The 25227-nt window shown below is 60.0% G+C and carries 23 protein-coding genes; 16 read left to right on the top strand and 7 right to left on the bottom strand.

Annotated features, from left to right (window positions below):
- Positions 1-34: 34 nt before the first annotated feature.
- The 7 genes from BJF91_RS09255 to BJF91_RS09225 form a co-directional block, all read right to left on the bottom strand.
- Positions 35-1378 carry an extracellular solute-binding protein gene (locus tag BJF91_RS09255; protein ID WP_075614193.1) on the bottom strand — a complete coding sequence of 448 codons (1344 nt, stop codon included), beginning with the start codon at positions 1376-1378 and terminating at the stop codon, positions 35-37.
- A gap of 183 nt (positions 1379-1561) precedes the next feature.
- Positions 1562-2404 carry an ABC transporter permease gene (locus tag BJF91_RS09250; RefSeq protein WP_075614192.1) on the bottom strand — a complete coding sequence of 281 codons (843 nt, stop codon included), beginning with the start codon at positions 2402-2404 and terminating at the stop codon, positions 1562-1564.
- Positions 2405-2407: 3 nt separating this feature from the next.
- On the bottom strand, positions 2408-3286 hold the full coding sequence (locus tag BJF91_RS09245; protein WP_075614191.1) for an ABC transporter permease: 879 nt from the start codon (positions 3284-3286) through the stop codon (positions 2408-2410).
- Entirely contained in the window at positions 3283-4383 is a 1101-nt protein-coding gene (locus tag BJF91_RS09240; RefSeq protein ID WP_075614190.1) for an ABC transporter ATP-binding protein, read from the bottom strand. The genes BJF91_RS09245 and BJF91_RS09240 overlap by 4 nt, the downstream gene beginning before the upstream one ends.
- Before the next feature lie 147 nt (positions 4384-4530).
- Positions 4531-5709: an extracellular solute-binding protein gene (locus BJF91_RS09235; protein WP_075614189.1), complete on the bottom strand. Its 1179-nt coding sequence runs from the start codon at positions 5707-5709 to the stop codon at positions 4531-4533.
- Between the two features lie 250 nt (positions 5710-5959).
- A complete protein-coding gene (locus BJF91_RS09230) occupies positions 5960-7717 on the bottom strand; it encodes an amylo-alpha-1,6-glucosidase (RefSeq protein WP_139310642.1) in 1758 nt (585 codons plus the stop codon).
- Entirely contained in the window at positions 7714-8715 is a 1002-nt protein-coding gene (locus BJF91_RS09225; protein WP_234801582.1) for an ROK family protein, read from the bottom strand. The genes BJF91_RS09230 and BJF91_RS09225 overlap by 4 nt, the downstream gene beginning before the upstream one ends.
- Before the next feature lie 485 nt (positions 8716-9200).
- Here BJF91_RS09225 and BJF91_RS09220 point away from each other — a divergent pair, with 485 nt between their 5' ends.
- The 16 genes from BJF91_RS09220 (at position 9201) to BJF91_RS09145 (ending at position 25191) form a co-directional block, all read left to right on the top strand.
- Positions 9201-11105, top strand: a complete 1905-nt coding sequence (locus tag BJF91_RS09220; RefSeq protein WP_234801581.1) for an ABC transporter substrate-binding protein — start codon at positions 9201-9203, stop codon at positions 11103-11105.
- 144 nt (positions 11106-11249) lie between these two features.
- Positions 11250-12236, top strand: coding sequence for an ABC transporter permease (locus BJF91_RS09215; RefSeq protein WP_075614188.1), 987 nt, complete (start codon positions 11250-11252; stop codon positions 12234-12236).
- A 9-nt stretch (positions 12237-12245) separates the two neighbouring features.
- Positions 12246-13385 (top strand): ABC transporter permease, encoded by a 1140-nt coding sequence (locus tag BJF91_RS09210; protein WP_075614187.1) that lies wholly within the window; start codon positions 12246-12248, stop codon positions 13383-13385.
- An 8-nt stretch (positions 13386-13393) separates the two neighbouring features.
- Entirely contained in the window at positions 13394-14440 is a 1047-nt protein-coding gene (locus tag BJF91_RS09205; protein ID WP_075614186.1) for an ABC transporter ATP-binding protein, read from the top strand.
- Positions 14440-15471 carry an ABC transporter ATP-binding protein gene (locus tag BJF91_RS09200; protein ID WP_075614550.1) on the top strand — a complete coding sequence of 344 codons (1032 nt, stop codon included), beginning with the start codon at positions 14440-14442 and terminating at the stop codon, positions 15469-15471. Before BJF91_RS09205 ends, BJF91_RS09200 begins: the two co-directional genes overlap by 1 nt.
- A 4-nt stretch (positions 15472-15475) precedes the next feature.
- Positions 15476-16069 (top strand): HAD family hydrolase, encoded by a 594-nt coding sequence (locus BJF91_RS09195; RefSeq protein ID WP_075614185.1) that lies wholly within the window; start codon positions 15476-15478, stop codon positions 16067-16069.
- Positions 16070-16205: 136 nt separating this feature from the next.
- Positions 16206-16862, top strand: a complete 657-nt coding sequence (locus tag BJF91_RS09190) for a response regulator transcription factor (RefSeq protein ID WP_075614184.1) — start codon at positions 16206-16208, stop codon at positions 16860-16862.
- Positions 16863-16865: 3 nt separating this feature from the next.
- Positions 16866-18242, top strand: coding sequence for a sensor histidine kinase (locus BJF91_RS09185; protein WP_075614183.1), 1377 nt, complete (start codon positions 16866-16868; stop codon positions 18240-18242).
- 158 nt (positions 18243-18400) lie between these two features.
- A complete protein-coding gene (locus tag BJF91_RS09180; RefSeq protein WP_075614182.1) occupies positions 18401-19156 on the top strand; it encodes an MtnX-like HAD-IB family phosphatase in 756 nt (251 codons plus the stop codon).
- A gap of 10 nt (positions 19157-19166) precedes the next feature.
- On the top strand, positions 19167-20579 hold the full coding sequence (locus BJF91_RS09175) for an aspartate aminotransferase family protein (protein ID WP_075614181.1): 1413 nt from the start codon (positions 19167-19169) through the stop codon (positions 20577-20579).
- 4 nt (positions 20580-20583) lie between these two features.
- Positions 20584-21537 (top strand): arginase family protein, encoded by a 954-nt coding sequence (locus BJF91_RS09170; protein WP_075614180.1) that lies wholly within the window; start codon positions 20584-20586, stop codon positions 21535-21537.
- Positions 21534-21887: a DMT family transporter gene (locus BJF91_RS09165; RefSeq protein ID WP_075614179.1), complete on the top strand. Its 354-nt coding sequence runs from the start codon at positions 21534-21536 to the stop codon at positions 21885-21887. Before BJF91_RS09170 ends, BJF91_RS09165 begins: the two co-directional genes overlap by 4 nt.
- Positions 21884-22765 (top strand): fatty acid desaturase family protein, encoded by an 882-nt coding sequence (locus BJF91_RS09160; RefSeq protein WP_075614178.1) that lies wholly within the window; start codon positions 21884-21886, stop codon positions 22763-22765. The genes BJF91_RS09165 and BJF91_RS09160 overlap by 4 nt, the downstream gene beginning before the upstream one ends.
- A complete protein-coding gene (locus BJF91_RS09155; protein ID WP_075614177.1) occupies positions 22762-23577 on the top strand; it encodes an alpha/beta hydrolase in 816 nt (271 codons plus the stop codon). The genes BJF91_RS09160 and BJF91_RS09155 overlap by 4 nt, the downstream gene beginning before the upstream one ends.
- Complete coding sequence (locus BJF91_RS09150; RefSeq protein ID WP_234801580.1) at positions 23558-24826, top strand: peptidogalycan biosysnthesis protein; 1269 nt, start codon at positions 23558-23560, stop codon at positions 24824-24826. The genes BJF91_RS09155 and BJF91_RS09150 overlap by 20 nt, the downstream gene beginning before the upstream one ends.
- Entirely contained in the window at positions 24823-25191 is a 369-nt protein-coding gene (locus BJF91_RS09145) for an EamA family transporter (protein ID WP_075614176.1), read from the top strand. Before BJF91_RS09150 ends, BJF91_RS09145 begins: the two co-directional genes overlap by 4 nt.
- Positions 25192-25227 lie beyond the last annotated feature (36 nt).

Below are 25227 nucleotides of genomic sequence, written 5' to 3'. Positions count from 1 at the left end.
GCCGCAGGGCAGGCTCCGGAGAGGGGAAACTCGATCAGTCGAGCTTCTGGCCCGCATAGGTCTTTTCAAAGCGGCGCAGAACGTCGTTGCCGCGCTCGACAGCCGTATCGATCTGCTTCTGCACATCGGCATTCTGCATAAAGATCGCTTCAAGTGCGGTGGTGACTTCCATGCGGATCTGGGTGAAGCCGCCCAGACGGATGCCGCGGGTGTTTTCCGAGGTTGGCGTATAGGTCAGGCTGGCAATCGCCAGTTCCCGGCCCTTGTACGGCGCCTTGTCATAGAAGCCATTGGCCTTCATCGCATCGAAGCCGGTCTTGGTGACGGGGATATAACCCGTGACCGTCGACCACCACTGGCCCATTTCCGGCGTGCCGAGGAAGTTGAGGAAGGCGGCAGCGCCCTTGTATTCAGCCTGCGGACGGCCGGCGAGAACCCAGAGCGAGGCGCCGCCAACCAGCGAATTGCGACGTTCCGTGCCCTTGTCCACGGGCAGCATGGTGACCTCCCACTTGACGCCGTCCGGCAGAGTCTTGCCGACGGTGCCGTGGTCGGCAATCGACGTCTGCATCATCTGGCAGGTCTGCGAGGTGAAGGCAGGCACCACGTCCATGCCGAGCTGCTTGGTCTTGACGACAAACAGCTTCTCATCCTGCATCTTCTTGAAGAATTTTACATGGTCGACGAACTTGGTCTTGTTGAAGACCAGCTGAGCGTTGAGACCCTTGTAGCCATTGGCTTCGCTGGCAATCGGCTGGTTGTGGATGGCCGAATACTGCTCCAGCATGGTCCAGGGATCGAAATTGAAGGCCAGCGGGCAATCATAGCCGGCAGCCTTCAGCTTGCGGGCGGCTTCCTCGACATGTTCCCAGGTGTCTGGCTTGAAGTCGATGCCGGCCTTCTCGAATGCCGAAAGATTGTAATAGAACATGCCGGTCGAGGAGTTGAACGGGAAGGACTCCAGATCACCCTTCTCCGTCGCATAATAATTGGCGATGCCGCTGAAATAGTTGTTCCAGTCGATCTTATAGCCGTTGTCGGCCATCAGTTTCTTGGCGGGAATGAATGCTTTGGAGAGCATCATATCCAGCGTGCCGGCGTCGTAGATCTGGGCAATGGCGGGCTGCTTCTTGGCGCGGTAGGCGGCAATGGTGTTTTGCAGTGTCGCGTCATAGGTGTTCTGCGAGACGCAGGCCACTTCGTAATCGGCCTGGCTGTCGTTGAACTTATGGCAGGCTTCCTGGACGCGGTCGCTGAGATCGCCCGACAGGCCGTACCAGAACTCGAATTTGACCTTTTCGGCAAAGGCGGGTGTTGCACCCAGCGCGGTGGCTGCCAACATGCCGGCAAGCAGCGTCTTCAAAGCGTAGTTTTTCATCGCAAATGCCTCTTTTCAGGAAAAGACTTCCGATTGACCCCCGGAAATTGAGGGGGGTTCTAACGGGCATTTGTGATGGATCGGCTACGCTTCCGTGACGTCACGATGAAGTTTTTTATGCAGATCGATGACGGGCGCCGGTCTGGCGCCCGTCAGTTGCTGCCGCAGAATAAATACCTGCGATCAGGCTGCCGGTTGCTGTTTTGCCCGGGCGACAATCTGGGTCGGACTGACGAATTGCAGGGCGATAACCAGCCAGAACAGTGTCGTCACCATATAGACCACGGCCATGGCATCGATGGACTGCGAGGCCCGTACCCCTGATGCAAAGACGGCATAGTAGAGGGAAACGACCAGGGTCTGCGTGGTTGGGCCTGCAATCAGGAAGGTGAGCTCGAACATGGCGATGGTGCGCACCAGCACCAGCAGCAGCGCTGCCAGCATGCCGGGCAAAAGCAGCGGGAAGAGGATGCGGATAAACAGGCTCCAGGTGCCGGCACCAAACACCCGGGCGGCGGCCTCGATGCGCGGATCGATCTGCTCGATGAAGGGGATCATCACAAGGATAACAAAGGGCAGCGATGGTACGAGGTTGATGAGCACCACGCCCCAGAACGTTCCGCCAAGCCCGACCTTGTAGAGAACGGTCGCAAGAGGAATACCGTAGGTCAGCGGCGGCACCAGCAGCGGCAGCAGGAAGGTGAGGATCACAAGCCGCTTGCCGGGAAACTCGCGCCTTGCCAGCGCGTAAGCGGTGATGACGCCGAGCAGGCCGGAAATGATCACCACGGTAAAGGTAATCTGGAAGGTAACGCTGACGACGCTCGACAGCTGAAACTCGTCCCAGGCATCGGAATACCAGCGCGTGGTCCAGCCGGTCGGTAGCCAGGTGCCGAGCCAGCGCCGGGCAAAGGAATTGACAACGACAGACGCGATGACTGCGACGAGGTTGAGGATGAACAGAATGGCAAGCGCCCAGACGCCGGTGCGCCAGAGTTTCGAGCCGAGGCCTTGATCGCGGATCATGGATTATCCTTTCGTTCCGGCGACGGGGCCGCGATAGAAAAAGGAGCGCAGCGTCAACACGGCGGCGACGATCAACAGTTCGACGATGCCCATGATGATGGCGATGGCTGACCCGAGCGAGTGGTTATATTGCTCGAAGGCAGCCTGATAGGCGGCAATCGAGATCACTCTGGTGGGTCCCGCCGGCGCGCCGAGCAGCACGGCTGAGGGAAAGACTGCAAACGCCTGGACGAAGGACAGGCAGAAGGTAACCGCAAGCCCCGGCACCAGCAGCGGCAGGAACACTTTCGTAAACCGCCGGCGGGCATTGGCGCCGAGCGTGGCCGCTGCCTGCTCGATGGCCGGATCGATGCCTGTCACGTAGGAGAGCGTTAGCAGGAAGGCGAAGGGAAAGCCCGAAATCAGCAACGAGGCAAACACGCCCCAGTAATTGTTGGTGAGCTTGATCGGCGTATCGAGAATGCCGATCAGGATCAGCGTGCGGTTGAACCAGCCCTGTGGCCCGAGAAAGGTCAGCAAGCCATCGGCAATGAACACCGTGCCGAGCGTGACCGGCAGCACGAGAATGGTGGTCAACAGCCGTTGGCGGGTCATCAACCGCACGCGAAACGCGATTGGCAGCGCCAGCGCCAGATTGACGATAGTGACCGGCAGCGCCAGCCAAAGCGTCGCGCCAATGGTGCGATACTGGAACTGGTCGGTGAAGAACGTGACGTAATTCGTGTACCAGGCCCCTTCCGACGGCGTCAGCGAGTCGATCACGCCATAGACGAAGGGGTAGATGAACAGAGCCAGGATGACGAGAAGGCCCGGAACGACCATCAGTGTCGTGCCGTCGAGACCCTTGGCCGCAAGTCTGACGCGCAGAGATGTGTCGCTCATGCGTCACCCCGGAAGATCAGGGCGCGGCCTTCGGCCGGGCGCACGCTGGTGGCCGTGCCGCGCGGCAGCAGGCTATCGGAGCGGAAATGCACTTCCGCGCCGTTGTGTGCCTCGGCGGCACCAAAGAATGCGCGGCCGCGATATTCCATGGATTTGACAGTCACCGGAATACCGCTGCCATCGCCAACCGCGATCAGATCCTCTGGTCGGGCGCTGAGCACGGCAGGATCGCCGACAGAGACCGGCTCGCGGATCGTGCCTGTGATCGTAGCACCTGCCGCATCGATCTGGGCCTGATCGCCGGATACGGCGGTGATCCGACCGGCAACCCTGGTGCGGAAGCCCATGAAATCGGCGACATCGACGTGGTTGGGGCGCATGTAGAGATCTTCGGGCGTACCGATCTGACGGATATGGCCCTGGCTCATCACCACGATCCGGTCGGCCATCGACAGCGCCTCGTCCTGGTCGTGGGTGACGTAAATCGTGGTCGAGCCGATCTGATCGTGGATGGCGCGGATATCGGCGCGCATTTCCAGACGCAGCTTTGCATCGAGATTGGAGAGCGGCTCGTCCATCAGCACCACGGGCGGACGGATGACGATGGCGCGGGCAATGGCGACGCGCTGCTGCTGGCCGCCGGAGAGCTGACCGGGCAGTTTGTCCGCCTGCGAGCCGAGACGGACGAGATTGAGAGCAGCCTCGATGCGGCGATCCGCCTCCGCACCCTTGATCCCCTGCATCGCAAGACCGAAGCCGACATTGCGGCGCACGCTCATATGCGGAAACAGTGCATAGCTCTGGAACACCATGCCGAAGCCGCGCTTTTCCGGCTCCAATTGGTCGATGCGCTGGCCGCCGACCCTGATCTCGCCGCCGGTCAGCGGCAGCAGGCCGGCAATGCAGTTCAGCGCCGTGGACTTGCCACAGCCGGAAGGGCCGAGCAGGGCGATAAATTCGCCGGGCTCGATGGCGAGATCGATACCATCGAGCGCCTTGTAGGCTCCGAAGGCGCGGCGAAGACCGACAAGCTCAAGCTTCGCCCCCTGTTTGGGTTGGGCAACTGGTGGCGTCGATAGAGGGGCTGGCGAGACCAAGGCAATCTCCTGTCTGCGAAATAAAATAGGCAAGCCGTCCCGGATCTTGATGGCTGGCCGCCTGAGATCCGGGAGAAATGTAGCGGGGATGATGCGTATAGGCCCCGCCACGACAGCCGCGGCGGGGCAAATTGAAGTGGATGGCGCTCAGCCCTTGGCGGCGCCGATCTTTTCATCCCAAATGCGGAAAGCATCGACGATCTTGGCCGGATCGAGCGGCACTTCCAGCGGGTTGTTGGCGATCCAGCCGTCATATTCCTTGCGGCCGAATTCAGAGATCGCGTCCTGGCTCTTTTTGGGCGCCATGGAAATCGTCACGTCCTTGACCGCCGGACCCGGATAGAAATAGCCGTCGTCGAAGGCAATTGCCTGCTGCTGCGGCTGCAGGATGAAGTTGATCACGTCGAGGAGCACGGCGAGCTTTTCGTCGGACACGCCCTTCGGAATGACGGCGTAATGGGCGTCGGTGACCCAGTGGAAGCCCTTGAGCGTCGCTACCTTGGCTTCTTCAGGCACGATACCGAGCACACGCGGATTAATGTCCCAGCCGGTGGTGCTGACGACGATATCGCGGGTGCCTTCGCCGAGTTCCTTCATCACCTGCGTGGTGCCGGTGCCGTAATATTCGATATTCTCGCCGAGCGCCTTGAGGTAATCCCAGGTCTTGGCCCAGCCATTGACCGGGTCCTTCGGATCCTTGTCGCCGAGCAGATAGGGCAGGCCCATCAGGAAGGTGCGGCCCGGGCCGGAATTGGCAGGACGGGCATACATGAAGCGCTTCGGGTTGGCCTTGGTCCAGGCCAGCAGTTCCTCGGCGGTGCCAGGTACCTGCTTGACCTTGTCAGGCATATATTCGATCAGCGGGCCGGACGGATAATAGGTGACGACAACACCTTGGTCCTTGGCCAGCGCCTGCATCTTGAAGGCCTGCGGCAAAAGGATCTTTTCCAGATCCGGCAGGTCGGCCTTGTGGGCGGAGAGATCAACCCACAGCCCTTGCGAGAGGCCGGCAGCCAATGCGTCAGTGCCGGTCAGAACGAGGTCGATATCGACCTTGCCTGCGGCCTGCTGCGCCTTGAGCTTCGACGGCAGTTCCGGGGCAGGGGCCTTGGTAAAGGCAAAGCGCGATACCCATTGCGGCTTGGCGGCGGCATATTTCTCGAACATGCCCTGCGTCAGCGCCAGATTGCCCGCGACGTCGGCGACGGTGATGGTGACCGGGCTTGCTGGCTGCTTTAGCGCAGCGCCAGCCAACCGCGGCATCAGGCTCAGGCCGGCGACACCAGCGGCCGTGCCCATAAAGGTTCTTCTATTGATCGTGACCATGCGGACCTCCCATATTTCCACCCTCGAAAAGGTGCTCCCGTGAGGAGTAATATGTTAGTATGCGACTTGCTGTCAATGTATTGATGAAGTCACGCGGAGCCGTTGCCGCCCGCCGGATGGCCGCGCCTGAGCATTCACATGTTAAGCCGTTGCTGAAACTACCGAATTCGGTATGGCGTCCAAAAGCCAAAACGGGCGAGATTTCTCAATCTCGCCCGCTGCCGTCGAATTCTATTAGGTCTGGACCGCTTTAAACGGTAGCGCCGGAAGCAATCGCCGCCTCCACCTGCTGCCGGTATTCCAGAATGGCTGCGGCATGCATGCCGGTCCAGCCCTGTAACAAAGAGCCGCGCCCGAAGGGGGGCGAGAAATATTCGACGGAGCCGATCCAGCCATTGTCGAGACTGGTCTGCCACCAGCGTAGCAGTGGATAATCCCAGCCGTCCAGCCCGTATTTCAATCTTTGTTCGGCATAGAGCCCGGAGAGATAGGGCCAGTCCGAACCGTTGTGGTAGCGGTAGGCGAAGGCCGATTTGGCGCGGGTATCGCTAATGCGTTTGAAAGGCGGCCAGGCGCACATCACGCCCCAGTCTCCATAGGGCTGGCGGTCGTTGTTGCGCGTCTCCAGGAGTTCAGCGGCCTGCTCGAGAATAAAGCGGGCGCGCTCTGGTGAGACCGCGTCGAACCGCAGCAAAGTCAGGCTATCCAGCGTCAGGTGATCTTCGAGGAAATCTTGCTTGGTGCCATAATCGGCATACCATCCCTGCGACGTCAGCAGCGCCTCATCCAGAGATGCCCGTGCTTTGATGGCGGTCTGAGCCGCTTCTTCGGCAAGCGCAGCATCCTGCTTTTTCCCGAAGGCAGCAATTGCATCGAGCGCGCCGATCCACAGGCCGAGATCGTAGGCCACATAGCCGTGACGATAGACATTGTCCGCCCAGTCGCGGTCATGGCGCGGCTTGACCGGCAAGCCATTGCCTGCGGTGTCGAAGCCTTGGTAACGACGGAAGATGGCCTTTACCGTCTGCCAATGGCGGGCGACGACGGTCTCGTCGCCGGTCGTGCGGACATAGTCACCAATCGTCAGGATGAAGAACAGCGGACTGTCGAAATGGTCGCTCCACCAATCGGTGCGGCGCAGATGTTCCATCCGGTAATCGTCCGAGGTGGTGCGGAATTTTTCCCATTCCTCGCCCTGTTTCGGGCCGGTGAGGATGACGCCACTCGGCGCTTCGCCGTCCGGCTGGATGCCTGTCGCCAGGAGGTCGATCTGGCCGCGCACGGCTTCGGTGTCGAGATGCAGCAGCGCCTGCAGCGTCCAATAGCCGTCGCGGTAATAGGTCCGGGTTGGCGCGCTATAGGCCTGGCCGGCCGCAAGCCCAAGGAAGCTACCGTCTTCCGCCCGGCGGATGCTCGACAGCGAGGCGTGCGCGCTCTGGATGGCCATGCTACGCAGCATCGGCGGCGCCTGTGGCAGCAGATCGCACCTGGCGACATGGGCATCGCATTCTGCGATAATAGTCTCGACCGGCAGGGCCAGGGCGCGTTCCGCCTCGGTGTCGCTGGCGCCGACCGCAATGACGACCACGCCATTGCCCCGATCTTCGATCATGGCGACGCCCCAGTCGGTCCGAAGCGTTCGCCGGCACCCGCTGCGCATGACTTTCTCGGGCTGTGTCAGCGTTCCCCACCAGGCGCAGCGCCGCGCAGGACGGGCGGATTTGATCCGGCTGCCGGTCAGCACCAGAACGGGCGCTGACTGCGCGATGTGGAGACTTTGGCTCGGTGTGCGCAAGCGGTTCGGCGCATAGACAAAGGGGCCGGTCCAGGGCTCCAGCATGACGTTGGCGATCCGGCCGCATCCCCACAGCGACAGTTCCAGCTTGCCCTCCGGCAGCAGATCGCCTTGCAGGCGCGGCGCCATGAAGGCGAATTGCAGGGCCATGTCGCTCTCGGCGAGGCCGTCCGGCCGTGCTCTTGCGATTGCTTCAGCCTTGGCCTCGGTCATGTCCTTCCCCTTTTATAATCGGCGCGATCGATGTGATGTAAGTGAGACTGGCGGTTCTTCAGCGCCAGCGCGATGGCGCCGATCATGCCTGCGTCCATTCCAAGCTGGCTTGGCAGCAGGGGATTTTCGAAAGGCAGCAGCGGCACGAGATAGGTCTTCAGCAGTGCGAAGAATTCGGGTTGAGATCCGATGCCGCCGCCGATGACCGTGACGGCGGGATCCAGCAGCGCGTGAACCGCCGCGATGCCTGTCGATGCCTGTTTGGCGATACTGTCGATGGCAGCCTTGGCCTCGGGATTGCCAGCGCGGGCAAAGGCGAAGAGATCGGCGACTGTCTCGCCGTCTGCCGCAAAACGCTGGCGGATGCCTGACGTGCCGACAGCATCTTCGAAAAGACCATTTTCCGACAGCGGTGCCTGTTGGTGTGGGTCGTCGCCCACTGGAAGATAAGCGATCTCCCCGGCGCGCCCGGCCGCACCCCGCCAAAGGGTATTGGCGAGTACGAGACCCATGCCTACGCCAGTACCGAAGGCGATGAAAACCAGCGAGTCACGGCCTTGGCCCGCCCCCAGCCACGCCTCGCCGCAAGCGGCCAGGTTGACGTCGTTTTCCACCGTCACGGGCACGCCGACCAAGGCCATCATCAGGTCTGCCAAGGGCTTGTCGGCCGGCAAGGCTAGGTTGGGGGAGAGGGAGGAAAGGCCGGTCTGCGGGTCGACAGCGCTGGGCACGCCGATCACCACATGGTCGAGATCTGCAGGGGAAGCGCCGGCCGTAGTCAGCAGTGTCGTGATGACCTGCGCCATCTGTGCCAGCACCGGCGCGCCGTCGCCATGTTGGGTCGGCTCTTCGTGTCTGGCGATGACCTTTGCGTCAGTTCCCGCGATGCCGGCCAGGATTTTCGTGCCGCCGAGATCGATGCCGATCACGTAGCCACCGTCGGGTTTGGCCTTGAAAGGGCTTACAACGCTTTCCAGAAGTTCCGTCGAACTGGACACGGTCGCCTCCCTATTTCGTTCGGTGTGTTGACGAACTTATTACGGTTCGTCGTTGCGCCTGTCAAGCCGAACTGGTCTTGGGTCTGAGGATGGCAAAGCGAGGCCAGGAGTAGCTGGGTGACCTTCTCTGCGCAGTCGATGCCGGGTTTTAGCTGCGCGACAAATTGACTTGACACCCGACTTCGTTTCCTATTTCGTTCGTCATGTCAACGAACCAATTAAGAAGTTTGGGTGTGAAAACCGCCTTCGTTGCGGCGATTGCGAAATGCGGAGGAGGCGTTTCCACACGGCCAGGACAGTCTCGGGTCAAGCCGAGCCAAGGCTGACAAGACAACAGGTTGCAGTGTCAATCGCGGTCTTTCTGATCGCGGCAGGCGCTGTGTTTCCATCATCCGCCGTCTCACCTGCAAGGGAACAGTCAGGTGCACCCGGCCCACGATCGCGTGAACGCGGTGCTGTTCGCCGATGGCCATCAGGAGGAAAACATGATGCAGAAAAGCGTTTTGAAATGGGTTGGCGGTGGTTTTGGCGTGATGTTGTCGCTGACCAATGCCTACGCCTTCGGCGAGGCGCCGATGCTGAAGTCGCAGGTCGATGCCGGCAAGCTGCCGCCTGTCGAACAGCGCCTGCCGAAGAAGCCGGCGATCATTCCCGTCTACAGCGAAATCGGCACCTACGGTGGCACGCTGCGCCGCGCCTATAGCGGCATCGGCGACCGCATGGGCGCCACCAAGCTGGTTGAGGAGCGCGCACTGAAGCTGCAGCAAACCCTCGACGGCAAGGTCGAACTGGTGCCGCGTTTCGTCGAAAGCTGGTCGGCCAATGCCGATTCCACTGAATTTACCTTCACGCTGCTTGACGGCATGAAGTGGTCCGACGGCGTGCCTGTCACGACAGAGGATGTGAAGTTCTGGTATGAGGACCTGTTCCTCAATCCGGACGTCAATCCCAATCCGCCCGGCTTCCTGTTTTCCGACGGCAAGCCGATGAAGCTCGATATTGTCGATGCGCATACATTCAAGGTCAGCTTTGCCAAGCCATACGCCCTGTTTCCCTATGTGCTGGCGGTTCAGTCTACCGGCTGGCCGGGTCTCGACAAGCCGAGCTTCATCCAGCCGGCCCATTACCTGAAACAGTTTCTGCCGAAATATTCGACGCCTGAGGCGCTGAACGCCATCGTCAAGGCGAAGGGCGTGCCGGATTGGCGGGCGCTTTGGGATCTGAAGGGCGTGATCCAGGCTTGGTGGCTCAACCCTGATCTTCCTGTCGTCACCGCCTGGAAAGTGGTAACGCCGCCACCGGCCAGCACCATCGTTTTCGAGCGTAATCCCTATTACTGGGCGACCGATAAGGCCGGCAACCAGCTGCCTTATATCGACCGGATCGAGGCCAAGATCTTCCAGGATCACCAGGCCGTCGGCCTGATGATCGTCCAGGGCCAGATCGACTTCCAGTCGCGCTTCGTCGAGGCGCGGGACTATCCGCTGCTCAAGGAAAATGAAAAGGCCGGCAACTACACCGTCCATCCCTGGAAGAGCGGCGAGAACCTCGCGATCATCCCCAATATCAACGATACGAATGAGGTGAAGCGCAAGCTGTTTGACGATATCCGCTTCCGCGAGGCCTTGAGCATTTCTATTGACCGTGAAGCGGTCAACGAAACCGTGTTTTCCGGCCTTGCCACGCCAAGGGCGGCTGCTCCGGCCAAGGGATCGCCTTACTACGATCCGGAATTCGAAAAGAAGTGGACCGAACTCGACACCGACCGCGCCAACAAGTTGCTGGACGAAATCGGTCTGAAGAAGGGTGCCGACGGTTTCCGTACCGGTCCGGATGGCAAGCGTCTCAGCCTTGTCATTCAGACCATCGATGAGAATATCCCGCCTGAAATGGTCGAAGTTATTCGCCAGGGCTGGCAGCAGATCGGCATCGAGGGTCTGATCCGCTCCGTTGATGAAACCGCCAGCCTGCAGCACATCAAGACCGGCGATTTCGATATCGCCACCGCCTATGCCGACCGATTGCTGATGCCGCAGGCCGATCCGACCCTGCTGCTCGGCCGTGAATCCTACGCCAACGCTTATTTCGAATGGTTCAATTCGAACGGCAAGGCTGGCACGGAGCCGCCGAAGGACCATCCGATCCGCAAGCTGTTTGCAGCCTGGACGGCAGCATCGAGTTCCAAGACGGTGGACGAAGCTAACATGCACATGAAGGAAATGCTTGATGTGATGAAGGCCAATGTCTGGATGATCGGCATCGTCGGCGAATCCGTCACGCCCTTCGTGGTCAGCAACAAGATCGGCAATTTTCCCGATGTGATGACCAATGAAGAGGCGCTGCGCAACGAAGGCAATGCCATCCCCGCACAGCTCTACTTCAAGAAGTGATCGGTTGGCGGCCCGCTGTAAGTGGGCCGCCACGTCCCCTTGGGACGTGGTCGAAGCCCCAAGGATGCATCGACCCAAACGGAGTTCTCCGCCGAGTTTGGAAAAGGTGATGCATAGTCAAAAGGCGAATGTCGAGAGGACGCGATGACATCCTATATCCTGAACAGGTTTGCCTGGGCCATTCCCATGCTGTTCCTGGTTTCCATCGCCGCCTTCACGGTCATCCAGCTGCCGCCCGGCGACTATGCCACCGCGTTGGTCGCTGAAATGCGCGCCAATGGCGATACCCCGCCCGAGGGTACCGAGGAGCGCCTGCGCCATCAGCTCGGGCTTGATCGGCCGATGTATGAGCAATACGGGACATGGATCGGCAATATCGTCCTGCACGGCGATTTCGGTACCTCGCTCACCTATAACCAGCCGGTCTCGAACCTGATTTGGAGCCGATTGGCATTGACGGTGGCGATCTCCTTTGCCTCATTGTTGCTGACCTGGGTGATCGCGATCCCCATCGGCGTCTACGCGGCGGCGCGGCAATATTCCTTTCTCGACTATTTTTTCACGATCTTCGGCTTTCTCGGTCGTGGCTTTCCGGAATTTCTGTCGGCGCTGATCCTGATGTGGGTCGCCTATTCGTGGATGGGCATGAATGTCGGCGGGCTGTTTTCGCCGCAGATGCAGGACGCGCCCTGGAGCCTCGCCAAGGTCGGCGATATGTTCGGCCATCTCTGGATTCCGCTCCTGGTGCTGGCCACCAGCGGTGCGGCCGGCCTGATCCGCGTCGTGCGCGCCAACATGCTCGATGAGCTGAACAAGCCCTATGTCGAGACGGCGCTGGCGCAGGGCCTGACGGAATGGGCGGTGATCTGGCGCTATCCGGTTCGCGTCGCGCTCAACCCGTTCATTTCCACCATCGGCTGGGCGCTGCCGGCGCTGATCTCAGGTGACGTCATTACGTCGGTCGTCCTCAATCTGCCGACCACGGGACCGCTGTTGCTGAGGGCCTTGCAGAGCCAGGACATGTATCTGTCGGGCAGCTTCATCCTCATTCTCGGCGTCTTCACCATTCTTGGCACGATTGTCTCCGACATCCTGCTGGCGATCTCCGATCCGCGCATTCGTTACCGATAGGATCAGCCCATGACCGATCTCACGCTCAACGACATGGACGATGCCACCCCAAACGCCGGCCGGGCGGAAAAGCTCTACCAGGCCAGCCCACGGCAGCTGATGTGGTGGCGCTTCAAGCGCCACAAGGTGGCGCTGGTATCTGGCATCATCCTGCTGCTGGCCTATCTGGTGACCGGGCTGGCTGAGGTGACCGCTCCCTATGACGCCTTTGAGGGCAATGCCCGCGCGACGCTGCTGCCGCCGCAGGCGCTGCATCTGTTCGATAGTGAAGGCACATTCCGCGGCCCCTTCGTTTATGCCACCACCCGCACCCGCGATCCGGTGACGCTGCGGCCTATGTACAAGCCGGACACGAGCAAGGTCGTGCCGATCCGGTTTTTCGTCACCGGCTCGAAATACCGGCTCTGGGGCATGATCGACGGCAATCTGCACCTGTTTGGTGCCACCGGCACCGACAAGATCAACCTGCTCGGCACCGACACGCTCGGACGGGACGTGCTATCGCGGCTGATCTATGGCGGTCGAATCTCGCTTTCCGTCGGCCTGATCGGCGTTGCCGTCAGCTTTGTGCTTGGCCTGACGCTGGGCTCGGTATCCGGCTATTTTGGTGGCATGACCGACAATATCGTCCAGCGCAGCATGGAATTTCTGCGTTGCATTCCGACCATTCCGCTATGGATGGGGCTGGCGGCCGCGTTGCCGATCACCTGGGACCCGCTATTTGTCTATTTCCTCGTCACCATCCTCTTGTCGTTGATCGGCTGGACCTATGTGGCGCGCACGGTGCGTGGGCGCTTCCTGTCGGTCAAGAACGAGGATTTCGTGCTGGCGGCCCGCTTCTGCGGCACGTCGGAAACGAAGATCATCACCCGGCACATGCTGCCGTCGATGACCAGCTATATCATTGCGGCGCTAACGCTATCGGTGCCTGACATGATCCTCGGCGAGACCGCGCTGAGCTTCCTCGGCCTCGGATTGCGGCCGCCGGTCGTCAGCTGGGGCGTGCTGTTGCAGGAGGCGCAGAACCTCAGGACGATTTCGCAGGCGCCGTGGCTGCTGGCGCCGGGGGCGGCGATCGTCATCGTCGTTCTCGCCTTCAATTTCCTTGGTGACGGCCTGCGCGATGCCGCCGACCCCTATAGCAAGTGAGGCGAGCCATGCCCGAAGAGAGCAAGAAGCCTGTCATCGAGATCGACAATCTCAAAGTTCACTTCCATGTCCGCGAAGGCATCGTAAAGGCGGTGGACGGGGTCAGCCTGTCGCTGATGCCGGGCGAAGTGCTCGGCGTCGTCGGCGAGAGTGGATCGGGCAAGTCGATTACGGTCAGGGCGCTGATGCAATTGCTGCCCAAGTCCGGCAAGATCGCCGATGGCCGCATCCTGTTCAACGGCGATGCCGGCAAGGTGACCGACATTGCCAAGCTCGACCGCCAGAGCCGTGAGATGCGGGCGTTGCGCGGCGGGCGGATTGGCATGATTTTTCAGGAGCCGATGACGGCGCTGTCGCCGGTGCATACCATTGGCCATCAGGTGATGACGCCAATTCTGTTGCACAGCCAGGGTGGCAAGCGTGAGGCCGGAAAACGGGCACGCGAAGTGCTCGACATGGTCCGGCTGCCGCGCATCGACGAGATGATGCGCAGCTATCCCCACCAGCTGTCCGGCGGCATGCGCCAGCGTGCGATGATCGCCATCGCGCTCGCCTGCCGACCGCAGGTGCTGATTGCCGACGAGCCGACGACGGCGCTGGATGTGACGACAGAAGCGCAGATCCTCGACCTCCTGAAGGAGCTGAAGGCCGAACTCGGCATGTCGATCATCTTCATCACCCATAATTTCGGCGTGGTCGCCGATATCGCCGACCGTGTGTCGGTGATGTATCTCGGCAATGTCGTGGAAACCGGGCGGACCGAGGATATTTTCTACGATCCGCAACATCCCTATACCAAGGCGCTGCTGAATTCGATCCCGAGGCTCGGCGCGGCAAAACAACACCGGCTCAACACCATTCCCGGTATGATCCCCGATCCGTTCAACCTGCCGGGCGGCTGCGTCTTCCATCCGCGCTGCGGGCTCGCCTCTCATGAAGACTGTCGCCGGATCTATCCGCCGATTACCCGGATCGACGATCAGCGCACGGCCCGCTGCCATGTGGTCGCTGAAGCGATCAAGGCCCGGAATCTCGAAACCGGGAGTGCCGTATGATGACCGATCTGACACTCGCACCTGACCTGCTGATGGATGTGGTCGACCTCAAGAAGCATTTCCCTATTCATTCCGGCTTTTTCGGCCGTCAGACGGGCGCGGTCCGCGCCGTCGAAAATGTCAGCTTCCAGCTGCGCAAGGGCGAGACGCTCGGCCTCGTTGGCGAGAGCGGCTCGGGCAAGTCGACGGTGGCGCGGCTTTTGCTTCGCGCTTTTCCCGTGACCGAGGGCCGGGTGACTTTCCGGCGCCGGGACGGGACGCTGATCGACATCGCCAAGGCCGAGAGCGCCGATATGAGGGCGCTACGTGACGAAGTCCAGATGATCTTTCAGGACCCGTACTCCTCGCTCAATCCGCGCCTGCGGCTGCTGGAGATCATCGGCGAACCGTTGATCAACAAGAAGGTGGCACGGTCGGAAATCGAGGATCGGGTGGCCGAACTCTTGAAACTCGTCGGGCTGAGGCCCGAATTTATGAGCCGTTATCCGCATGCCTTTTCCGGTGGCCAGCGCCAGCGCATCGGCATTGCCCGGGCGCTTGCCGTCAATCCGACCTTCATTGCTGCCGATGAAGCGGTCTCGGCGCTGGATGTGTCGGTCGCTGCCCAGGTCGTCAATCTGATGCAGGATCTGCAGGACCAGTTCGGGCTGACCTATTTGTTCATCACCCATGATCTTTCAATGGTCGAGCATATCGCCAACCGTATTGGCGTTATGTATCTCGGCCGACTGATGGAAATCGCTGATACTGCAAGCCTGTTCGACAGGCCGCGCCATCCCTACACGGAAGCGCTGCTGTCTTCCGTGCCGCAGCCCGATCCGCGCGCTAACGCCGCCAAGAAACGCATCATCCTGAAGGGCGAAATTCCGAACGCCGCCAAGCCTCCCTCCGGCTGCGTCTTTCATCCGCGCTGTCCCTATGCGACCGACCTCTGCCGACAGGTGGAACCGCCTCTGGAAGCGCTCACCCCTGGCGGCAATGCGGTGCGCTGCCACCGGGCGGCGGAGCTGACCCTGGCAGGTGTGCGGTAAGACGATGAACGAACAGAAAGGCAACGCGCGGCGCCTTGCCGCTATCTTCCTCGATTGCGGCGACACGCTTGTCGATGAACGCAGCGAAGTGAAGCTTGCGGACAGCGAGATCGTGGTCAGCGCAGAGTTGATACCGGGCGCCGATACCGTGGTCGAAACGCTGAAGCGCATGGGGCATGTGCTTGTGCTGGTCGCCGATGGCCCGGTCGCGACCTTCGAAAACGTGTTGAAACCGCGCGGCCTCTGGCAGCATTTCTCCCACCATGTGATTTCCGAGCGTGTCGGCGTGCACAAGCCGGACCCGGCTATGTTTCGCGCGGCGCTCGCTGCTATTGGCCTCGGAGAGGACAGGGCAGGGGACGTGGTCATGGTCGGCAACAATCTGTCGCGTGACATTCTCGGGGCAAACCACATGGGCATGACCTCGGTGTTCCTGAAGTGGTCCACGCTGCGCAGCCATGTCCCGGCCTGCGAGGATGAAATTCCCGATTATACCATCGAGCAGATCACGGACCTGCCGTCTCTGATCGCGAGACTCGATACCGGGCTGACAAAAAGTGCGGACACGAAAGGCGCCAAGTCGGTCAAGTCACTGTGAGCCAAAGCCGAGCAGCATACCAATTGGTGATTTGGGACTCGATTTGACGGTGAATCTGTGCAGTAGAATGATGTCGCGGCGCACCTTTGCTTTATTGGGGGCCGGAACTCGACAGATTGATTGGCAGGTACCGGCATTGCGCATCCTGGTCGTTGAAGACGATGTTATTCTTGGGTCTTCCCTGAAGAAGGCTTTCGAAAAACATGCCTATGGCGTCGATCTGATGCGTGACGGCGAATCCGGGCTCGAAGCGATCCGCGATAATAATTATGCCGTGGTCATTCTTGACGTGAACCTGCCGAAGGCGAGCGGCTTTGATGTGGTGAGAACGCTGCGCGCCAGCGGCAATAAGGTTCCAGTTCTGCTGCTGACGGCGCTCGATAGTGTTCGCTCCAGGGTCGAAGGACTGGATGAGGGTGCCGACGACTATCTGGTCAAGCCCTTCGATCTCGACGAACTTTTGGCACGGGTCAGGGCGCTTGCGCGTCGCTATGAGGGGCGGACCGAGACGCTCATCCGCTGCGGCAATGTCGAGCTCGATCCGTCGGCGATGATTGCCCGGCAGAATGGCGTAACCTTGCATGTCGCTGGCAAGGAGTTTCACCTTCTGAAGCTACTGATGGAGCGCGCCGGCCGATACGTTACCAAAAGCGATATCGAATACGCACTCTACGATCTCTCAGCCATGGTCGAAAGCAATACCATCGAAGTGACCATCTACAGCCTTCGCAAGAAGCTCGGGGCTGATTTCATAAAATCCATCAGAGGCGTCGGCTATATGGTCGAACGGTAAGACGTGACCCTTAGCCAAAGACTATTTCTAAGAATTCTACCGACGCTGATCATCACCATCGTGCTTGTCGGCCTGTTTGCCTATCGCAGCGCCGACCGCGAGATTGAAAATATCTATGATGCGGAACTGATCAACGACGCCAATACGCTTTGGGTCCTGCTCCACCGGCCGCTGGCCAAGAATAACGACCGGCCGGTCATCCAGATCCCCGACCTCGATTTCAACATGGACGATCAGCTGTCCCTGAACGAGGACGCAGACGACTACGCCGATGCTCATGCCTTTCGCGCCTGGAAGGGCGGCCATATCGTCATGGTGAGCAGCAATTCCTTTCCGGAGTCGGTGCCCGAATTCAAGCGCGGCTTTTCCAATTACAAGCTGAATGGTGAGGCCTGGCGGGTCTATGCCCTGCCGGTTCCAGACTCTGGCGTCACCATCGAAGTCGCCGAAAAGATGGCGCTACGCGATGGCCTGGTCGCCAATATCATTTTGAATCTGTCCTTTCCGCTGATGATCCTGGTGCCGGCGATTGCGGCTCTGGTCTGGTTCGTCATCAACAATGGTCTGAGCCATATCCAGGGGCTGGTGCGCCAGATCCGTTCGCGCACACCTGACGACCTGTCGCCGATCCCGACGGTCGACCTGCCCCGGGACCTCATTCCGCTCGTCGGCTCGCTGAACCAATTCATGGAGAAACTGCGGATTTCCCTGACGCTCGAGCGCCGCTTTGCCGATCTCGCCGCCCATCAGCTGCGTACGCCCCAGGCGGGGATCAAGCTTCTTTTGCAATTGATCGAGCGCTCCGATAGCGAGGACGAGCGCCAGGCGCTGATGAAGGACCTGACCGCCAGCAACGACCGGGCCATGCATCTGATCGAGCAAATGCTCAATCTGGCGCGCGTCAGTCATCAGCCGCTCAGTCTGGACCAAACCAATCTCTTCGATCTGGTCGCCAAGGTGCTTGCGGATTTCGGACGGGTATTCAATGACCGCCATCTGCAGGTGGCCCTTTCTGGTGACGAAGAGGCCGTAGTGGCGACAGACAGCACTCTGCTGCGAATGATGATCGACAATATCATCGACAATGCCATTAAATATTCCCCCGATGGCGGGATGATCGAGGTTGCGATCGCGCGTCAGGATGCCGGCTGGAGTGTCTCGGTCAATGACAGTGGCCCCGGCATTCCGGTCGAGCATCGCGACATGGTCTTCCAGCAGTTTTATCGGTTGCCCACCACCGAGCGCGAGGGCACAGGTCTCGGACTTGCCATCGCTGCTGCCATCGCGTCGCGTCTTTCGGTCGAGATCGGGCTTGGCGTTCCCGAATGGGGCTACGGCCTGCGCATGGATCTGATCGTTCCCGAACGCAGAAAGATATGACGTATCATCATATTGATTACAATAGATAATCTTAATTTCTGCTGCAGCTCCGAACGTTAGCACCAAAAAAAGACGCGCTTTAAGTTTCAGTTCATTTTCGCCTAATCCAGCTTTCAGGTGACGCTTCTAAAGTTCCCTCACAAGATGAAGGAACGACCATGCAAGCGTTTTGCGATTTTGACGGCACGATTTCCAAGCAGGATGTGACCGACCTCGTGCTCGAGCGGTTCGCCCTGCCGGAATGGCATGATCTCGAGGCCCAGTGGGAAGCCGGTGAAATCAACTCGGCTGAATGCATGCGGGCACAGATCCGCCTGCTGCAGGGCCAGCGTCAGGATATCGACCAGTTTCTTGCCACTGTCGAGATCGATCCCGGTTTCCTGGCCTTTCGCCGCTTCTGCATCGAAAACGGCATCCGCCTGACCGTCGTCAGTGACGGCGTCGACTATTTCATCCGTCGGGTGCTCAGCCATCACGGGGTCGATGATATCGAGGTGTTTGCCAACCGGATGCTCAGGCCGGCAGCCGAAATCTCTTCGGAATTCGATCTCGACCATCCCTTTGCCAGCGCCCATTGCCAAACCGGCTCCGGCGTTTGCAAATGCAATATCATCCGCGCCGGTGATGCCGACCACATTTATATCGGTGACGGACGCTCGGATTTCTGCGTGTCCAGCCGGGCCGCCAAGCTGATCTTCGCCAAGTCGAAGCTCGCTGTTCATTGCCGGGACAACCGGATTCCCTTCATCGCCTACAGCGATTTCCACGACATCACCGCAGCGCTCCAGTCCCTGGTGACCAAGGCCCCGGTTTCACTCGTCACTGCCCAGTTCGGCAAGACGAGCGCATCCAAGGCGCAAGCCGCCAAGGCCGGCTCTGCCGTGACAACTGTTCCTGCATCGAAAATAGCATAGGAAACTTAGAATGCGTTCAACGCTCAAGATTGCCGAACAGGCTCCGGCCTTGCCTTCGGAAGACGAACTGAGAGAACTCGAAAATCTCTATTGTTCGCATGGCGATACCGTCCACTATACGGATAAGCCGAAATTCTTTGAAGGTTGCGAAGGCTCCTTCGTCTACGACGCCAGCCAGACGCCGTTTCTCGATCTCCAGATGTGGTATTCCGCCGTCAACTTCGGCTATCGCAACGAGCGCCTGAACAATGCGGCGCACCGCCAGCTCGATCAGCTGCCGCAGGTTGCCTCGCAATATCTGCACCGCGAAAAGGTCGAGCTTGCGGCACTGATCGCCCGCGATGCGGAGCAGAAGTTCGGCCACAAGGGCCGGGTGCATTTCAATGTCGGTGGCTCGCAGGCTATTGAAGACTCGCTGAAGCTGGTGCGCAATTACACCGGCGGCAAGAGCCTGATGTTTGCGTTCGAAGGCGGCTATCACGGCCGTACGCTCGGCGCCAGCGCCATCACCTCGAGCTATCGCTACCGCCGCCGGTACGGCCATTTCGGCGACCGCGCCCAGTTCATCGAATTCCCCTATCACTTCCGCGGCCCCAAGGGCATGTCGAAGGAAGAGTATGGCGAGGCCTGCGTTCAGAAATTCGCCCGCCTGTTCGAAAGCGAATATAATGGCGTCTGGGATCCCAAGGCCGGCAAATCCGAATATGCAGCTTTCTATGTCGAGCCGATCCAGGGCACCGGCGGCTATGTCATCCCGCCGATGAACTTCTTCACCGGGATCAAGAAGGTTCTCGACGACCACGGCATCCTCATGGTCGTCGACGAGATCCAGATGGGCGTGTACCGCACCGGCAAGCTGTGGTCGATCGAGCACTTTGGCGTGTCGCCTGACGTTCTCGTGTTCGGCAAGGCGATCACCAACGGCTTGAACCCGTTGTCGGGCGTTTGGGCTCGCGAGGAAATGATCAACCCGACGATCTTCCCGCCCGGTTCGACACACTCCACCTTTGCCTCCAATCCGATGGGCACGGCCGTTGCGCTCGAAACCATGAAAATGGTGAGCGAGGGTGATTTCGGCGCCAGCGTCATGGAAAAGGGTGCTCGTTTCCTCGATGGCCTGAAGCAGCTTGAAAAGCGCCACAAGATCGTCGGCGATGTCGACGGTCTCGGCCTCGCACTGCGCATGGAAATCTGCAAGGAGGACGGCTTCACGCCCGATAAGGCAACGCTCGACTGGATGTCGGACGAAGGCATGAAGGGTGATCTCGTTTTCGAAGGCAAGGCCCACGGCCTGGTGCTCGACGTCGGCGGTTACCACAAGAATGTCATCACGCTCGCCCCGAACCTGATGATCAGCCACAGCGAAATCGACATGGCGCTCAACCTGCTCGATCAGCTGCTGACCCGCGCCGCCCGGAGATAGTACCGTGCAAGTTCTGCTTCTTCATCTCGATGACGCGCTGGAGTTGCAGCCCGAATTCGTGCGCTCCTGCAAGATGGCGGGTGCGTACGAACTCGATGAAAAACAAAATGGCAGGGCGGTCCGTCTTTGGGGCCGCCAAGCCGCATTGGATGCGTTATGGCGCGATCTCGGTCGTGCACGACGGTCGAAGTCTGCCGAGCCCCGGCTTTGCTTCATGGGCTCGGGCGATTTCCACCATGTTTCGGCGCTGTTGATCGAGCAGGCGCTGGAAAACACGAGCGACCAAGTCACGGTTATTCATATCGACAACCACCCCGATTGGGTGCATTTCGACGGCGGCATGCACTGCGGCTCCTGGGTAAACCGCACGCTCTCCAACCGGCAGATCGAAAAGGTCGTGACGATCGGCGTCTGCAGCAACGATCTTGAGCGGCCGGAGCGTAAGGGTGCCAATCTCGACCTCCTGGCAAGCGGCCGGCTGGAGCTTTACCCCTATGCGCATCCGCCAAGCCGGGTAAAGGCCGATTACGGCGCCGGGCAATCCTACCGGCAGCAGGCCCGCGCCCTGCACTGGAACACGATCGAAGACATCGGCGAGATGAATTTTCTCGACCGCCTGCTTGCCTCCATCACCACTGAAAGCGTCTATGTCACCGTCGACAAGGACGTTCTGGTCGAAGGCGATGCCGTGACCAATTGGGACCAGGGCCGCATGCAGATGGCCTATGTTTTGTCGATCATCAGCGAGATCGGCGCGCGTCACCGGATTATCGGCGCCGATGTGACGGGCGATTATTCTCGTCCCGATTACGGCGGCGATCTCTGGACCCGGCTTCTGAAACAGGGCGAGATCCTGATCGACCAGCCGCGCCATTCCTGCACCGGGTCGCAGATCTGCACCATCAACAGTTCTGCCAATCTGGCGCTTCTGGATGTGTTCGGGGAGCAGATGCGATGAAGGAAGGGCTGACGCTCTCCATGCTGGCCTTGATCCTGTTTTGCATATTGACTGAAACAGGCCGGGAAATCTGCTTCAAGACCGCAGCTGTGAGCGACGATCCGAGACCGGTCGCGATGCGCCCGGTGGTCTGGGCCGGTATCGCCTTCTGGCTCGTCGAATTGCTTGCCTGGAGCCGGGTACTCGCCAGCGTCGACCTGTCCGTAGCCTTTCCCATCATGGCGATGAGCTATGCCACCATCACGATCGCCGGAGCGGCGGTCTTCAAAGAATCCATCAACCTGCGCCATGCCCTCGGGGTCGCCCTTGTGACGACAGGCGTGGTCTGCGTCGGAGCAACTGGACTATGAAACTCTTTGCCTATTCCAAATGGGACGCGGTCTCCGTTGCCGCGGCCTTTGCCCACCTGGCCTTCAACGTCTATCTCGTGGCCGGTTTCGAAAGCCGGCCCCTGTGGCTGTCCTTCGTACTCGCCTGCGTCTATGCGGTGTCGATCTCCTGGCACATCAACAGCATTTCCCACAACTTCATCCACACGCCCTATTTCAAGGCGCGGTGGCTGAACTACGCCTTCAGCCTGCTGGAATCGGTGACGATCGGCTTTTCCCAGACCTATTATCATTGGGTGCATATGCGCCATCATTCCGGCAACAGCGACCGGCCGGATGAGAGCGGCAAGACCGTCGATCTCCTGTCGATCTACAAATACGGCAAGAACGGCCAGCCGGAAAATGTATTCTCCTACACGTTCCTCAGCTTCTTCCGCGACGATCTCGGCGAGATCCACCGGGCAATTGCGGCAAAGCGTCCGTTCGAGGCCAAGTGGGGCCGGATCGAGCTTGTCACCTTCATCCTGGTCGCTTTAGCAGCACTGGCCTATGACTGGAAGGCGACGCTGTTCCTGGTGCCCTTCTATTATCTCGGCAATTGCCTGTCTTCGCTCAATGGTTACTACGAGCATCTGCATGGCGACCCCGACGAGCCGATCGCCTGGGGCGTCAGCAGCTACAAGGGCTTTTACAACTGGCTGTGGTTCGGCAACGGCTATCACGCCGAACATCACTACCGTCCGAAGACCCACTGGACGGATCTGCCGACCCTGCATGAGCGCATCAAGGAAGAACAGGAAAAGGCTGGCACGCATGTGATCAGCACCTGCCATGCGCTGGGCTTCGTCGCCAAGGAAAACCTGGCCAGACAGGCCATGCCAGGGGAAGCAGCAGAATGACCAGCGATACGCTTTCCTTTTACCAGGAAGGAAGCAATGGCTGCGGCGTCCTTCTGGTGCATGGGCTGACAGGGGCGCCAGCCGAAATGCGGCTGGTGGCGCGCCAGTTGAACCGGCGCGGCTACTCCGTCTATGCCCCGCTCCTTGCCGGTCACGGCAAGGATGAGGCCGCACTGCGCCGCACCCGCTGGCAGGACTGGCTCGACAGCGTCGAGGAAGCAGGACAGGTTCTTGCCTCTCGCGTCGATGCCGCCTTTGCCGCAGGGATCTGCGCTGGCGGCAAGCTGGCGTTGATGGCCGCAGATCGCCAGCCGCTCAGCCTTCGCGCGGCTGCCCTCTATTCGCCTTGCTTCCATTATGACGGCTGGGACATCCCCCGCCATTACAGCTTCATGGCCCGCAATATTCGCTGGCTGTCGAAGATCCCGTTTCTGGATCGGCTACGGTTCCACGAGACCCACGCAATGGGCATCAAGGACGAACGTCTGCGAAGCAAGATTGCCGCCATGAGCAATGACGGAATGCTGGAAAGTTTTCCTGGCCGTGGTCTGGTGGAAATGGACAAGCTTGGCCGCGTGCTGAAAGCGAGACTGCCGCAGATGCAGACGCCGACGCTGATCGTTCACTCCCTGGAGGACGACGTCAGCAGCCCGAGCCATGCCCAGTATATTTCGTCGCATCTGAGCGGGCCGCGTGAACTGCATTGGCTGCGCGACAGCTATCACATGATTCATATGGACCGTCAGCACCGGCATGTCGCAGACCTGACGGCGGATTTCTTCGAGGCTCACAATGTATCGAACCGAAGCTGACATGCGCGAGATAGCGGTGGCTGCGGATATCATCGATGAGACGCCAGAGATCGTGGCGTCGCCTGTCGCCGCTGCGCGGACGCCCGGCCTTGACGCGCGGGTTGCCACCAGCATTACCGAGATCCACCGTGACGACTGGGACCAGTGCTTTCCAGGTGAGCCGGAGGCTTATGACTACCTCTTGACGGTGGAAAAGGCTGGCATTGCCGGCTTCGATTTCTGCTATGCGACGGTCTACGAGGGCGGCTATCTCGTCGCTGCCATGCCTGGTTTCATCACCCGCTACGCGCTGGACACGACGCTGGAGCCCGGTCGCATTCGCGATGCAATCGCTAAGCTGCGGCGCATCTGGCCGGGGTTCCTGACGTTGCCGCTTGCCTGCCTCGGCTCGCCCTGCACCGAAACAGGAAATATCGGCTTTCATCCGTCCGTTGGCGAGGCCCGCCAGGAGGCGCTGTTTGAGGCCCTGCTCAATTGTTTCGAGACCTTTGCCAAGTCGAGAAAATGCGTGCTTGGTGCACTCAAGGACGTTCCCCAGCCGGTGGCGCCGGGCATCGAGCGGACGATCCAGGCCCACGGTTATGCGCCGCTCGGCGGTATGCCGACCGCTTGGCTGCCGATCGATTTTCCAGACATGGATACCTATTTCGCCAGGCTGTCTTCAGGCACCCGCAAGGATATGCGTCGGAAGCTCAAGGCACGCGACAAGGTCAGGGTTGAATATCAGACCGAACTTGGCGACTACCTGCCGCGGGTGATGGAGCTTTATCACGATACCCGCAGCCGCAGCGATTGGCAGTTCGAGGAGCTGACGCCGGCCTATTTTGAAGGTATCCTCAAGAGCATGCCGGGTCGCTCCTTCTGCGCCATGTATTTCGTCAACGACCAGCTGCTGGCAGCCAATCTGCTCGTTCACAGCGAGCATACGCTAATCGACAAGTTCTTCTGCATGGATGAGACTGCTGGGAGGCCCTACAATCTCTACTATCTGAGCTGGTTCGAGAATATTGGTTACTGCCTCAAGCACGGCATGACCCGCTACCAGAGTGGCCAGGCCTACTACACCAACAAGGTGCGGCTCGGCAGCCAGCTCACGCCGAACGAAATGTATTTCCGCCACCGCAACCCCTTTCTACAGCGGTTGCTGCGGGCAATCTCGCCCTTCTTTGCCGCTGACGAGACGGCAGGGGTCGACAAGGCCGAGGCCAAGTCGGGCGAGGCGGTTTCCGCAGAGGTGAAACCGGCATGAGATTGCTTCGCCTGTCGTGGCTGGCCGTGCCAATTCTAAACACGGCCCAGCAGATGTTCCTGAAGCTTGGCGCCGATCATGCGGAGAACGTCCATGGCACGGCGTTCTTCGGCCAGATGGTTCTCTCACACTGGTTCTTGGCAGCGGTCGTTGCCGAGGTTGTGTGTTTTGTCGTTTGGATGTCCGTTTTGTCCGACCTGCCGCTCAGCAAGGCTTTTCCGCTGTCTGCGGTCAGCTATGTGCTGATCATGGCGACGGCCTGGTTCGTATTCGGCGAACCCGTGACGCTACTCACGGTGATTGGGACAATTACAATTCTCGCTGGCGCCTGGTGCATTGCCACTGCATCCGGATCCGGGCACTGACGCCTGCCTGTGCAAGTCTCCGCCAGGCCCCAACCC

The organism is Gillisella taibaishanensis, assembly GCF_001938985.1.
Taxonomy (GTDB): Bacteria; Pseudomonadota; Alphaproteobacteria; order Rhizobiales; family Rhizobiaceae; genus Allorhizobium; species Allorhizobium taibaishanense.
This window is presented reverse-complemented; position numbering and strand designations above follow the sequence as displayed.

Excerpts from the sequence above, each read along its gene's own strand:
- BJF91_RS09145 (WP_075614176.1), top strand. The coding sequence starts at position 24,823 with ATGAGATTGCTTCGCCTGTCGTGGCTGGCCGTGCCAATTCTAAACACG.
- BJF91_RS09165 (WP_075614179.1), top strand. The coding sequence starts at position 21,534 with ATGAAGGAAGGGCTGACGCTCTCCATGCTGGCCTTGATCCTGTTTTGC.
- BJF91_RS09235 (WP_075614189.1), bottom strand. The coding sequence starts at position 5,709 with ATGGTCACGATCAATAGAAGAACCTTTATGGGCACGGCCGCTGGTGTC.
- BJF91_RS09200 (WP_075614550.1), top strand. The coding sequence starts at position 14,440 with ATGACCGATCTGACACTCGCACCTGACCTGCTGATGGATGTGGTCGAC.
- BJF91_RS09155 (WP_075614177.1), top strand. The coding sequence starts at position 22,762 with ATGACCAGCGATACGCTTTCCTTTTACCAGGAAGGAAGCAATGGCTGC.
- BJF91_RS09180 (WP_075614182.1), top strand. The coding sequence starts at position 18,401 with ATGCAAGCGTTTTGCGATTTTGACGGCACGATTTCCAAGCAGGATGTG.
- BJF91_RS09195 (WP_075614185.1), top strand. The coding sequence starts at position 15,476 with ATGAACGAACAGAAAGGCAACGCGCGGCGCCTTGCCGCTATCTTCCTC.
- BJF91_RS09230 (WP_139310642.1), bottom strand. The coding sequence starts at position 7,717 with ATGACCGAGGCCAAGGCTGAAGCAATCGCAAGAGCACGGCCGGACGGC.
- BJF91_RS09245 (WP_075614191.1), bottom strand. The coding sequence starts at position 3,286 with ATGAGCGACACATCTCTGCGCGTCAGACTTGCGGCCAAGGGTCTCGAC.
- BJF91_RS09150 (WP_234801580.1), top strand. The coding sequence starts at position 23,558 with ATGTATCGAACCGAAGCTGACATGCGCGAGATAGCGGTGGCTGCGGAT.
- BJF91_RS09210 (WP_075614187.1), top strand. The coding sequence starts at position 12,246 with ATGACCGATCTCACGCTCAACGACATGGACGATGCCACCCCAAACGCC.
- BJF91_RS09250 (WP_075614192.1), bottom strand. The coding sequence starts at position 2,404 with ATGATCCGCGATCAAGGCCTCGGCTCGAAACTCTGGCGCACCGGCGTC.
- BJF91_RS09160 (WP_075614178.1), top strand. The coding sequence starts at position 21,884 with ATGAAACTCTTTGCCTATTCCAAATGGGACGCGGTCTCCGTTGCCGCG.
- BJF91_RS09220 (WP_234801581.1), top strand. The coding sequence starts at position 9,201 with ATGATGCAGAAAAGCGTTTTGAAATGGGTTGGCGGTGGTTTTGGCGTG.
- BJF91_RS09205 (WP_075614186.1), top strand. The coding sequence starts at position 13,394 with ATGCCCGAAGAGAGCAAGAAGCCTGTCATCGAGATCGACAATCTCAAA.
- BJF91_RS09175 (WP_075614181.1), top strand. The coding sequence starts at position 19,167 with ATGCGTTCAACGCTCAAGATTGCCGAACAGGCTCCGGCCTTGCCTTCG.
- BJF91_RS09215 (WP_075614188.1), top strand. The coding sequence starts at position 11,250 with ATGACATCCTATATCCTGAACAGGTTTGCCTGGGCCATTCCCATGCTG.
- BJF91_RS09255 (WP_075614193.1), bottom strand. The coding sequence starts at position 1,378 with ATGAAAAACTACGCTTTGAAGACGCTGCTTGCCGGCATGTTGGCAGCC.